The following is a 13,369-nucleotide window of genomic DNA, read 5'->3' as shown; positions in this document are numbered from 1 at the left end:
TTAAAGAGGTTTAAGAATGAAAAATTTAGAAAGTTTAGCAGAAGAAAAGATTAGCAAATTAATCATTAAATATTCAATTCCAGCTATTTTGAGTATGTTAATAACTTCTCTTTATAACATTGTAGACAGAGTTTTTATTGGATCAATTAATGGTGTTGGAGGATTAGCTATAGCAGGGCTTGGAGTTACAATGCCTATATTTACTTTAATAGTATCATTTGGTGTTTTGATATCAATGGGAGCAACTACAAATATTGCAATAAAACTTGGAGAAGGAAATCATGAAGAAGCAGAAAAATACTTAGGAAATGCAGTACTTTTTTCAGTGATAATTTCAATTTTTATTATGATAATAGGACTAAATTTTATAAATCCTATATTAAATGTATTTGGGGCAAGCTATGATACTATAATTTATGCAAGAGAATATATTAGTGTAATACTTTTAGGGTCAGTTACTTGCATAACTGGATTTACATTAAATAATATTATAAGAGTAGATGGTAATCCAAAATTTGCTGCAAAAACTATGATATTAGGTTGTTTAATAAATATAATATTAGATCCAATATTTATATTTAAGTTTAATATGGGGATAAAAGGAGCGGCTATTGCAACTGTACTTACTCAAGTTATTATATTCGCTATACTAATATATTATTTTTTAAGTGAAAAATCTACTATTAAAATAAGAAGATATAATTTAAAATTAGATTTTAAAATTATTAGAAAAATTATAATTTTAGGAATTTCACCTTTTATTATGGAACTTGCTACAAGCTTTGTTTCTTTAATAATGAATAATTACTTGAAAATATATGGAGGGGATTTAGCAATTGGTGCTATGACTGCAATTAATTCAATAATATTAATATTTATAATGCCTATTTTTGGAATAAATCAAGGCATTCAAGCTATTATAGGATATAATTATGGAGCAAAAAAATATAAAAGAGTTAAGGATACATTAAAATTATCTATTATATATTCAACAGTTATATCGATAGTAGGATTTTTATTAATTGAAATTTTCCCTAAAGTATTAGTTAGTGTATTTAGTAATGATTCACAGCTTATGGATGTGGCTATAATAGGAATTAGAGTATATTCATTAACGCTTCCTCTTATAGGAATTATACTTATTGGACCAGCGTATTTCCAAGCTATAGGTAAGATTAAGCAGTCAATGTTTTTATCAGTTCTTAGGCAGATTGTAGTATTAATTCCAATATTATTTATATTACCAAGATTTATTGGTTTAAGTGGGGTATGGTTAGCTCAGCCAATTACAGACTTAATAACAACTTTAATTATTGTAGTTTTATTAGTAACAGAATTCAAATTTAATAATAAGCAATAGTAAAAAAATAATTTTAAGGGATGAAATAATAATATATTTATAGAAAATAAATTAAATATATATGATAAATAAAAATATAAATAAGAAATATTGGTTAAATATATCTAGATTTTTTAAATCTAGATATATTTTTACAAAAAATTAATAAAAATATAATAAAATGTTGACATAAAAACATTTACATGCTAATATTTGCTATATAATGCAAGAAAATGGTGAAAATACTTATCATTTTTTATTGAGGTAATACCTAAATTAACTTTAAAACTCTTATATTATAATGCTGAAATATTATAAAAATATTTTGGTTTAATTATGGTGTAAGAAATGCTTGATTTAGGTGTTTTTTTATATAAATTTAAGGTTAAAATTTTGTTTTAACAAAGTTAATTATAATAAAAAGGCGTTTAGGGGAGGATTTTATTTATGGCTTTTAGAATGAAAAAGAAAGGGATTATAACAACGGCTGTATTAACAGCAGTATTAGTTGGAAATTTAGGGGGAATAAATGTTTTAGCTAAAGATAAGAGAGATAAGGTTACTGATTTTAAAAATGTTCTTAATGTAACTGCAAATCCAACATCACAAATATATGGATCATATTCAACAAATAAATATAACAATTTCTCAGATATGGGAGCATGGCATGGGTACTATTTACCAACTAAAGATGCTAAAGATATATATGGTGGTTTCGCAGGTCCAGTAATAATTGGAGAAGAATATCCAACAAATATGTCTAAAACAATTAGTAAAATTATTATAGAAAATACAGAAACAAAAGAAAAATATGATTTAACTAAAGCAAAAAATGTAACTTTTAATTATTATCCAGGAAAATTGGTTCAAATATATGAAATCAAAGATTTTAACTTAACTTTAGAACTTATTTTTGCAAGTAATAGAAGTGCACTTATACAAACAAAAATAGAAAATAAAACAAATAAGGAATTAAACTTAAATTTAAAATGGACAGGAAGTATATTTGGAGAGCTTAATACAGGAAATAAAGTTATAGATTTAAAACAAAGTTTAGAAGCAACAGACAAAGGAGTTCAAGTTAACTTTTCACAATTAAGAGATACATGGAATTTCTTCTCAACTCCAGAAACTAAGTTTACAGTTCAATATGATGGAAATGTAAAAACAGAAGTTGAAGGAAAGAATTATGTAACTACATTAAATGATGAAGTTATAATAAAACCTGAAAAAGAGTTTAAAACTTATTCAACTCAAACATATACTTTTACTAATGAAGAATTAAAAAATGAAAAGAAGAATTTAGACAAATACATAGGGAATGGAGATAAATATTTTGCAGAAAATAATAGTCGTTGGCAAGGATATCTAGATAAAACTTTTGAAGGAGTAGAAAGTACTAATAATCCAGAATATAAAAATGCTACTGTTAAATCAATAGAAACTTTAATTACAAACTGGAGAAGTGCAGCAGGAGCAATTAAGCATGATGGTATAGTTCCTTCAATGTCATACAAGTGGTTTATTGGAATGTGGGCATGGGACTCATGGAAACAAGCTGTAGCTACAGCAAAATTTAATGGAAAACTTGCTCAAGATAATATAAAAGCTTTATTTGATTATCAAATTAAAGGAAATGATGATTTAAGACCACAAGATAAAGGAACTATAATAGACGCTATTTTCTACAATAAAGATGAAGCAAGAAATGGTGATGGTGGTAACTGGAATGAAAGAAATTCAAAGCCAGCATTAGCAGCATGGGCAGTTTGGAATGTTTATAAAGAAACTAATGATAAAGCATTTTTAGCAGAAATGTATCCTAAATTAGTTGAATATCATAACTGGTGGTATACAAATAGAGACCATGATAAAAATGGTATAGCAGAATATGGTGGAATGGTACATGATGCACATTGGTTATACGATGAAAATGGAAATATTGTGAAAGATGAAAAAGGAAATCCTAAATTTAATGAAGATGAAGTAATATTAGCAGCTGCTTGGGAAAGTGGTATGGATAATGCTACAAGATTTGATAAAGAAGGAGCTGGCGGAGAAGATGTTGGTGTAAAGGTATTTGAGAATAAAGATAAAAATGGAAAGCTTCTTGGATATTCAATAAATCAAGAATCAGTTGATTTAAATGCATATCTTTATGCAGAAAAGGGATTTTTAAAATCAATAGCAAATGAATTAGGAAAGTCATCTGATGCAAATAAATATGATAAAGAAGCAAAATATGTAAGAGAATATGTAAGTGAAAATATGTTTGATGAGAAAACAGGATTTTTCTATGATCTTCAAATAAGTGAAGATGGAAAGAAGAAAAATATGTTAGATGAAAGAGGAAAAGGAACAGAAGGATGGATTCCTTTATGGGCAAAAATGGCTACTAGAGAGGAAGCAGAAAAAGTTAAAGATAATATGGTCGATCCAGGAAAATTCGATACTTTTGTACCTTTCCCAACAGCATCAAAAGATAATTCAAAATATGACCCAAGTAAATATTGGAGAGGACCAGTATGGCTTGATCAAGCATTATATGGAGTAGAGGCTCTTCAAAATTATGGATATAACAAAGATGCTGAAAGAATGGCTAAAAAGTTATTTAATAATGCAGAAGGATTAATGGGGGATGGACCAATTAGAGAAAATTATAATCCAGAAACAGGAGAAGGTCTTCATACTAAAAACTTTAGTTGGTCAGCATCAGCATATTATTTAATGTATAAGAATACTTTAACTTCAAAAAATACTACATCACAAGAAGCAATAGCAATTCCAACATCAAATAATAATGAAGAAAACAAACCAGAAAACAAACCAGAAAATAAACCAGAAAATAAACCAGAAAACAAACCAGAAAATAAACCAGAGAATAAGCCAGAGAATAAACCAGAAAATAAGCCAGAAAATAAGCCAGAAAATAAGCCAGAAAACAAACCAGAGAATAATAAGCCGAATGATGAAGAAAATCAAAATGTAGATAATAGCAAGCCTATGCCAAATACAGGATATAGTTTAGGATTTGCAGGAGTTTTAGCTGCAACTTCTATAGCTGCAGGAATAGGATTAATAAAAAGAAGAAAAAAATAAAAAATTAATTAATAAATAGAGCAATTATATAATTGCTCTATTTATTTTGTTATATTAATGTTACGCTCAGGTATTTTATAATCTAAAAGTTCTTCAATTTTTTTAAAATTACCTTCATGTCTTGGAACTACAAACATGCAAGTATAGCCATCTTCTCCAGCTCTACCAGTTCTTCCAATTCTATGAATATAACTTTCAGGGGTTTCAGGCACATCATAATTATAAATATGAGTAACTCCAGTTATGTCTATTCCTCTAGCTGCAACATCAGTTGCTATTAAATATTGAATATCAGCATTTCTAAAAGATTTTATTGTTCTTTCACGCTTAGATTGAGGAATATCACTATGTATTTTTTTGCAGTTAAATCCTTTTTTATGCATAGCTTCCTCTAAATCATCAACTCTTCTTTTAGTTCTACAAAATATTATAGCCATAAAAGGATTATCTTCTTTTAAAACTTCACATAAAGAATCTTGCTTCCATCTATCTGTTGTAAAAACAACATTTTGTTTGATTTTATCAACAGTTATATTTTCTTCTTTAATTTCAACTAAAACAGGATCGTTCATGTATCTATAAGCAAGTTTTTTTACTTTAGAATCTAGAGTTGCTGAAAAACAAAGAGTTTGACGTTTTTTTGGAACAAACTTCATAATTTCATCTATTTCATTTTTAAAACCCATAAAAAGAATTTGATCTGCTTCATCTATAACTATTGATTTAAGTTTACTTAAGTTTATAGTTTTTCTTTTTATATGATCTATTAATCTACCAGGAGTTGCAACTATTAAATGAACAGTATTTTTAAGTTTTTTTATTTGAGATGAAACATCTTTTCCACCATAAGCTGCAAGAATATTAATTGTATTATTTACATTAAGTTTATTTGCTTCTTCAGTTATTTGTATAGCAAGTTCTCTAGTTGGAGATATAATAAGAACTTGAGTAAAATTATCTTTATTTGATATAGATTGAAATAATGGTAATAAAAAGGCTAAAGTTTTTCCAGTACCAGTTTTAGCTTCACCAATTACATCCTTTTTGTTTAAAATATAAGGTATGCATTCTGATTGTATTGGTGTTGGTTTTTTAATACCATTTTTATTTAAAGTTTTAACTATATTGTTATTTATTCCTAAATTATTAAAATTCATTAATTATTATCCTTTCAATAAAAAATATAAAAATGGAGCTTGGTATCCGGCGAAAGACAACCAAGCTCCACAATTAATTAGCACTTTACGTACCAACTGCTAGATAATCATATCATTTAAATTAAAATGAGTCAACAAGATATATAAATAATATAAAGGGAAAATATACAAAATATAAAATTATTGCTATAATTTTTAATAATATTAAAATACTATGAGAGGAGATGAGAATTAAATGAGGTTAATTTTAAAGTATTTAAAAAGGTATAAAGGATTAATTATTTTAAATGTATTATCGGTATTTGGATTTGCATTAGTAGAACTTGGGATACCAACTATAATGGCAAAAATTATAGATGTTGGTATTGTTTATAATGATATTCCCTATATAAGAAAAATGGGAATTATTATTGTTCTCATATCAATAATAGGATCTATTGGAACCATTATTTTAGGATATTGTTCCTCAAAAATTTCAACTAGTATAACTAGAGATATTAGAAATGATATATTTTGTAAAGCACAAGAATTTTCCCATAGTGAATATGACAAATTTGGAATATCTTCTATGATTACTAGAACTACTAATGATGCCTTTCAATTACAACAATTCATAAATACTGTTTTAAGAACAGCATTAATCACACCAGTAATGTTTACTATCAGTTTAATAATGATAATAAAAACAAGTCTATCATTATCTTTAGTATTAGCTATAACAATTCCATTTATAATAGCAGGAGTAGTTATTATAGCCAAAGTATCTCATCCTATGTCAAAAAGGCAACAAAAAGGTTTGGATAAATTAAATAGAATCTCCAGAGAAAATTTAACAGGTATAAGAGTTATAAGAGCCTTTGGAAATGAAGATCATGAAACAGAAAGATTTAAAGATACAAATGAAAGTTATGCTGATGTTTCAAAAAAATTAAATAAACTTATGTCAAGTGCTCAACCTACTTTTTTCTTATTACTTAATCTAGCTATAATTGCAATATTTTGGATTTCAAGTAAGATGATTAATACTGGGTCTTTAGAAGTTGGTCAATTAGTTGCATTTATTGAATATTTATTTCATGCAATGTTTTCAATTATGTTGTTTTCATTAGTTTTTGTAATGTATCCAAGAGCTGAGGTATCAGCAAATAGAATACAGGAATTATTAGATGAACAACCATTAATTAAAAATCCTATAAATGGAATAAAAAATGTAAAAGATGAAGGAAAAATAGAATTTGAAAATGTTACCTTCACATATCCTTATGGGGAAGAACCAGTACTTAAAAATATATCATTTACTGCTAATAAAGGTGAAACAATAGCTTTTATAGGTAGTACAGGAAGCGGTAAAAGTACACTTATAAATTTAATTCCTAGATTTTATGACGTTACTGAAGGAAATATAAAAATTGATGGAGTAGATGTTAGAGATTATGATTTGAAATTTCTTAGAAGTAAAATTGGATTTATTCCACAAAAAACATTATTGTTTACAGGCAGCATAGGTAAAAATATAAAGTTTGGTAAAAAAGATGCAAATAAGAATGAATTAATTCATTCTGCAAAAGTATCACAAGCATATGATTTTATAGTTAAAAAGCCTAATAGCTTTGATGAAGAGATAAGTGAAGGTGGAGCAAATGTGTCAGGTGGACAAAAACAAAGATTATCTATAGCAAGAGCTATAGTTAGAAAACCAGAAATTTATATTTTTGATGATAGTTTTTCAGCACTTGATTTTAAGACAGATGCTATATTAAGAGCTAAACTTAAAGAAGAAACTCATGATTCAATTGTTTTAATAGTTGCGCAAAGAATTAGTTCAATTCTTGATGCTGATAAAATAATTGTATTAAATGAAGGTGAAGTTGTAGGAGAAGGAACTCATAAGGAATTACTTAAATCTTGTGAAATTTATTATGAGATTGCTACATCACAACTTACAAAGGAGGAATTAGAAGATGAATAGATTAAAAAATATAAAAACTACTTTTAAGAAAATTTCTCCTTATATAAAACCATATAAAATAGGATTTTTATTGTCTATATTTTTTATAGTTTTAGCAGCAATTATAAGTTCATTATCTCCAATTATTGAAGGGCTTATAATTACTAAACTTACAGAAGATGTAATTGCTATTTCAAAAGGAATAGTAGGTGCAGGTGTAGATTTTACTTATATTACTAAAATTTTAATTATTTTAGCAATATTTTACGTTTCTTATACACTTTTAATTTATGCTTCAAATTTTTTATTAACAAATGCAATTCAAAATACAATTAGAGATTTGAGAAATTCTCTTTTAAATAAAATTAAAAGATTACCAATAAGCTATTTTGATAAAAATAGTTATGGAGATATTTTAAGTCGTATATCTAATGATGTTGATACAATATCAAATGCACTTCAGCAAAGCTTTAGTCAAGTTGTAAATTCAATACTTGCAGTAACTTTAGCAGTAGTTATGATGTTTACTATCAATATTACTATGGCAATACTTGCAACACTTATTATTCCTATAAGTTATTTAGTTTCAAGATTTATAGTAGGTAAGTCTCAAAGTTTATTTAAAAATCAACAAAATGCTTTAGGAAAATTAAATGGAAGCGTGCAAGAGATGTATACTGGATTTAATGAAATAAAGTTATATGGAAAACAAGATGATGCAATTAAAGAATTTAAAGAAATAAATGAGGAACTTTGTACAAATGGATTTAAAGCACAGTTTGTATCAGGACTTATGTCCCCATTAGTATCATTAGTCACTTATTTAGGAATTGCAGTTATGGCATTTATAGGACCTATTTATGCAATCAAAGGCATAATTACAGTTGGTAACCTTCAAGCATTTATTCGTTATATATGGCAAATAAATCAGCCACTTTCACAAATAACTCAATTATCTTCAAGTATACAATCAGCTTTTGCAGCTGTAGACCGTGTACTTGAAATATTAGATGAAAAAGAAGAAACACCTGACCTTGTAAACTCTGCAAAAATTAAAAATTTACGTGGAGATGTTACTTTTGAGCATGTTAAGTTTGGATATAGCGAAGATAAAATTTTAATAAAGGATTTAAATGCTAAAGTAAAGAGTGGGCAAATGGTTGCAATAGTAGGTCCAACTGGAGCTGGAAAGACAACTTTAATAAATTTACTTATGAGATTTTATGATGTTAATGGTGGGTCGATAAAAATAGATGGTGTTGATATTAGAGATATGAAACGTAAAGATTTACGTTCAATATTTGGAATGGTTCTTCAAGATACATGGCTTTTTAATGGAACAATATATGATAATATTGAGTATGGTAGGTTTGGAGCAACTAAAGAAGATATAGTGAATGCTTGTAAAATTGCAAATGTACATCATTTTATTAAAACTTTACCTGACGGATACAATATGTTTTTAAATGAAGAAGCATCAAATATATCTCAAGGTGAAAAACAACTTTTAACTATTGCAAGAGCTATAATAAAGGATCCAGCAATACTTATATTAGATGAAGCTACAAGTTCAGTAGACACAAGACTTGAACTTTTACTTCAAAAAGCTATGCAAAATATAATGAAAGGTAGAACAAGTTTTGTTATTGCGCACAGATTGTCTACAATACGTAATGCAGATTTAATATTAGTTATTAATGATGGGAATATTATAGAACAAGGAAATCATGAAGAACTAATGTCAAAAAAAGGATTTTATGAAAAACTTTATAATAGCCAATTTGCAAATAAATAGATCTAAATTAAGTATAAATTATAAATAATAAAAATAAAGGTTGTTATATATACAATACTGTGTTATTATTAATGAGTAGCAAAAATGCTAACAACAAGAAAAGTTTCTCTTGGGTATATAATTTCTCTTAAATTAATTAGAGGTTATTATCAATTTGAATCTTTTAATTTAGGAGGATTTATTATGACAGATAAAGTAATAAAATGTAGAGATTGTGGCGAAGAATTCGTATTTTCAGTAGGAGAACAAGAATTCTACAAAGAAAAAGGATTCACTAATGAGCCAGTAAGATGTCCAGCTTGTAGAAGAGCTAAAAAAGAACAAAATAGAAGATAATTTTAGATTGTTATAAAGCTGTAGTTTAAACTACAGCTTTTTTTAGTTTAAAGGAAATATAATAATAAATTTACATTAAACTAAAATACTCTTATAAATTTTGATATTAATTATTTATTTTATTTTTAATTTAATAAATAAAAGGAAAAAATATATATAAATGGTATTTTATAATTGTTAAAATTAAAAAAATAAAGTTTTTATTCTAAACTATATTAATAATGTATATACAAAATAATTAAATTATAAATTATTTTTTAAAAGAACTATGTTAAATGGTTCTTTTTATTTTTGAAAAAGTAATATAAAGTGGTATATTTTTTTATATAACTAATGCATTAAAGAGAAAAGGTGGATGATGTATGAAAGAGGGGAACAGTAAGAGAAGTTTAGATAAGGTTTTTAGTTTTGCAATATTAATTTTATGGTGTGTAATAGCATTAGTTTTAGTATTTAATTCTCCATCACTAACTAAGTTAGTTACTGCTAAAGGGGGAATTCAATTACCTAACGATTATTCTTCAAAAATTTCAAGTATATTAAAAAATAATGATAAGTTTAATAGTAATGATAGTTATATAGCTATTTTTCATTCAAATAATGGCATAAATGAAGTTGATAAAGAAAATATTAAAAGTACTATTGAAACTTTAAAGCGTGATAAAGATAGTATTTATATAAAAAGTATAGTAAATAGCTTTGATACACCAGAATTAAAATCACAGTTAGTATCAGATAATGATAAAACTATAATGGCATTAATAACAATAGACCCTAAAGGTGCTCAAACAAAAGAAATAAAAAATGCTATAGATAGTAAGTTAAATACGCCTGGAGTTTCTACATATCTTACAGGAGAAAAGTTAATAGAATCAGATGTTAATTTAGCAGCTCAAAGTGGGCTTAATAAAACTCAAAATATAACAGTAGTATTTATATTTATTGTTCTTATATTATTATTTAGGTCAATAGTTACGCCATTTATTCCTTTATTAACAGTAGGAATAAGTTATTTAGTTGCTCAATCTATTGTTGCAATATTAGCTAATAAATATAATTTTCCACTTTCAAATTATACACAAATATTTATGATATGTATTATGTTTGGAATAGGAACGGATTACTCTATATTGCTTTTAAATAGATTTAAATCAGAAATAGCTCAGGGTAAAAATAAATATGAAGCTGTAAAAATTACATATAAAACAGCAGGAAAAACTGTATTATCAAGTGCTATACCTGTATTTGTAGTTTTTGCATCACTTAATTTTATTGAATTTAATCTTTATAGAAGTGCTGTAGCAGTTGCAATTGGAATAGTATTTTTAATAATTGCATTATTTACTATATTTCCATCAGTTATGATTATTTTAGGTAAAAATATATTTTGGCCTGTTAAAAAGAAAATTTCAGTTGAAGAAAATAAATTATGGGGTAAACTTGGAAATTTTGCTTTTAGTAAGCCAATGCCAACTTTAATAGTTATATTAGTAATAACTGTTATACCAATATTATTTAATAATTGGAATGAATCTTTTAATAATTTAAATGAGATAGGAGATACGTATTCAGCTAAAGAAGGATTTAATATTGTGGCTGATGATTTTGGAATAGGTAAAGCATCACCTGTATCAATTTATATTGAAAATGATGATAATATGAAGAAGCCAGAATATATTGCTTTAATAGAAAAAATATCAAATGATATAGAAAATTCAAATAAGGATATTACTTCAGTACTAAGTGTTACAAGACCAACAGGAACTAGACTTGATGAAATATATGTTAATAATCAAGCTGTGGATGTATATAAAGGAGTAAATAAGGCAAACGGTGGATTAAATGAGATTAAAGATGGACTAAATAAAGCAGGAAATAAAATAAATAGTTCAAAGCCAAAGCTTAAAGGGGCAGAGGAAGGAACAGAAAGATTGCAAGATGGTACACTTAAAACTAAAAAAGGTGTAGATGAACTTCAAAAAGCATTAAATGAGTTAGTAGATAGTATTAATTTGGAGCATAACGGTGCAACAGAACTTAAAGATGGAGTAGATAGTGCAAAAAATAAATTAGATAGTTTAAAGTTTAGTAAAGTAGAAATTGAAAATGCTTATAATGATATAACAGGTAAGGCAAGTGAAATATTAAATAAAGTAAGCAAATTTAATAATTTAATTAATGATAAAGATTTAGTAAATGTTGATAGTAGAGAAATAAAAGATGCTATATCATCAGTAAAAGATAATTTAAATGAATATTTAAAAACACACCCTGAAGCTAAAAAAGATAAAAATTTTCAAAAATTTAAAGGTGATTTAGATAGTTTAGATGGTAATGCAAATAATATTCAAGGAAAAGTAAATGATGATTTATTAAATAAAGTAAAAGATTTAAATGGAGACATTAAGTATTTAAACAATTGTTTAAATGAATTAAATAGTAAAAAAACTGAAATAATGAAAGATTTAAATAATTTTAATTCAGGAATAGAGAAGGTTGAAAATGGGTTAACTGCATTAGATTCAGGACTTTCAAAATCACTAAAAGGAGGACAAGAAATATCAGGAAAAGTACCTGAAATATCAGATGCATTAACTAAAATAGCAGCTGGACAAGAACAAATTGAAAATGGATTTAAAGAATTTAGTTCACAAATAAATGAATTATCAGATGGATTAAAAACTGGTTCAAATGGTATTCAAGAAATTCAAAATGGACTTAGATATGCAAATGGATTTATTAATGATTGGTCTAATCTTTCATATAATCTTTCAGGAATTTGTGTTCCAGTAGAGATATTTAGTAATAGTAAATTTAAACAATCATTAAATCAATATATGAGTGAAGATGGAAACCTTGCAGTTATTAATGTAATAACAACTAAAAATCCATATTCAAATGATGCTGTTTCAGAAATCCCAATTCTTGAAAATGTAGTTAAAGATAGTGTAAAAGGAACACATCTTGAAAATGCAAATATTGGAGTTGGTGGAATAGCAAGTACGACTTATGAAACTAAGATGATGGCACAAAAAGATTATGATAAAGCATTAATTTTTGTAATAATTGGGGTATCTATAGCATTAGTTATAATTTTAAGATCATTAGTAATGCCAATATATTTAATGGCATCACTTATATTAACTTATTTTACCTCAATAAGTATAATTCAGTTTGTTGTTGAAAAAATAATGGGATATCCAGGTATATCATGGATAACATCATTTTTTGGATTTGTAGTTTTAATGGCACTTGGTATAGATTATTCTATATTTATAATGACAAGATTTAATCAAGATGAAAATAGTGATATGAAAACCCGTATAGTTACAACAATGAGGTTAATGGGAGGGGTAATACTTTCAGCAGTAATTATTTTAAGTGGAACATTTGCAGCATTAATTCCTTCAGGAGTGTTATCACTTGTTGAAATATCAATGGTTGTATTAACAGGAATAGTACTTTATGTTGTAATTATATTACCATTATTTATTCCAGCTATGGTTAAAATATTTGGTAAAGCAAATTGGTGGCCATTTAAAGTTATAATAGAAAAATCTAATAATAATTAAAAAACTAATTAATTTATAAAAGCAAAGTCTAAATTATAGGCTTTGCTTTTTTTATAATAAATAATTAATTGATAAGATAAACTTTGAATTTTTGATATAATGTATATTAAACGGCTAAAATTT

The 13,369-nt window shown here is 26.1% G+C and carries 7 protein-coding genes; 6 read left to right on the top strand and 1 reads right to left on the bottom strand.

The window, feature by feature from the left end; translation table 11 throughout:
• Positions 1-16: 16 nt before the first annotated feature.
• Together AC4FQW_RS10765 and ygjK are read left to right on the top strand one after the other, a co-directional pair.
• Positions 17-1,360 (top strand): MATE family efflux transporter, encoded by a 1,344-nt coding sequence (locus tag AC4FQW_RS10765; RefSeq protein ID WP_491149013.1) that lies wholly within the window; start codon positions 17-19, stop codon positions 1,358-1,360.
• 426 nt (positions 1,361-1,786) lie between these two features.
• The gene (ygjK, locus tag AC4FQW_RS10760; RefSeq protein ID WP_491149011.1) at positions 1,787-4,438 is read left to right on the top strand and encodes an alpha-glucosidase; all 2,652 of its coding nucleotides are present in this window, start codon (positions 1,787-1,789) and stop codon (positions 4,436-4,438) included.
• 41 nt (positions 4,439-4,479) lie between these two features.
• Here the strand turns inward: ygjK and AC4FQW_RS10755 are convergent, their stop codons facing one another.
• Complete coding sequence (locus AC4FQW_RS10755; RefSeq protein WP_491149009.1) at positions 4,480-5,595, bottom strand: DEAD/DEAH box helicase; 1,116 nt, start codon at positions 5,593-5,595, stop codon at positions 4,480-4,482.
• Between the two features lie 235 nt (positions 5,596-5,830).
• On the opposite strand from AC4FQW_RS10755, the gene AC4FQW_RS10750 reads away from it, so the two are divergent.
• From AC4FQW_RS10750 to AC4FQW_RS10735, 4 genes are all read left to right on the top strand, one after another.
• Positions 5,831-7,564: an ABC transporter ATP-binding protein gene (locus tag AC4FQW_RS10750; protein WP_491149007.1), complete on the top strand. Its 1,734-nt coding sequence runs from the start codon at positions 5,831-5,833 to the stop codon at positions 7,562-7,564.
• The gene (locus tag AC4FQW_RS10745; protein ID WP_491149005.1) at positions 7,557-9,338 is read left to right on the top strand and encodes an ABC transporter ATP-binding protein; all 1,782 of its coding nucleotides are present in this window, start codon (positions 7,557-7,559) and stop codon (positions 9,336-9,338) included. The genes AC4FQW_RS10750 and AC4FQW_RS10745 overlap by 8 nt, the downstream gene beginning before the upstream one ends.
• A 183-nt stretch (positions 9,339-9,521) precedes the next feature.
• The gene (locus tag AC4FQW_RS10740) at positions 9,522-9,674 is read left to right on the top strand and encodes a zinc-ribbon domain-containing protein (RefSeq protein WP_303131111.1); all 153 of its coding nucleotides are present in this window, start codon (positions 9,522-9,524) and stop codon (positions 9,672-9,674) included.
• 362 nt (positions 9,675-10,036) lie between these two features.
• On the top strand, positions 10,037-13,246 hold the full coding sequence (locus AC4FQW_RS10735) for an MMPL family transporter (protein ID WP_491149004.1): 3,210 nt from the start codon (positions 10,037-10,039) through the stop codon (positions 13,244-13,246).
• Positions 13,247-13,369: the final 123 nt, after the last annotated feature.

This window comes from Clostridium sp. TJA085, assembly GCF_058310235.1.
This window is presented reverse-complemented; position numbering and strand designations above follow the sequence as displayed.

What these genes read in the sequence shown, in the direction of transcription:
- AC4FQW_RS10765 (WP_491149013.1), top strand. Translation starts at nt 17, where the DNA reads ATGAAAAATTTAGAAAGTTTAGCAGAAGAAAAGATTAGCAAATTAATC.
- ygjK (WP_491149011.1), top strand. Translation starts at nt 1,787, where the DNA reads ATGGCTTTTAGAATGAAAAAGAAAGGGATTATAACAACGGCTGTATTA.
- AC4FQW_RS10755 (WP_491149009.1), bottom strand. Translation starts at nt 5,595, where the DNA reads ATGAATTTTAATAATTTAGGAATAAATAACAATATAGTTAAAACTTTA.
- AC4FQW_RS10750 (WP_491149007.1), top strand. Translation starts at nt 5,831, where the DNA reads ATGAGGTTAATTTTAAAGTATTTAAAAAGGTATAAAGGATTAATTATT.
- AC4FQW_RS10745 (WP_491149005.1), top strand. Translation starts at nt 7,557, where the DNA reads ATGAATAGATTAAAAAATATAAAAACTACTTTTAAGAAAATTTCTCCT.
- AC4FQW_RS10740 (WP_303131111.1), top strand. Translation starts at nt 9,522, where the DNA reads ATGACAGATAAAGTAATAAAATGTAGAGATTGTGGCGAAGAATTCGTA.
- AC4FQW_RS10735 (WP_491149004.1), top strand. Translation starts at nt 10,037, where the DNA reads ATGAAAGAGGGGAACAGTAAGAGAAGTTTAGATAAGGTTTTTAGTTTT.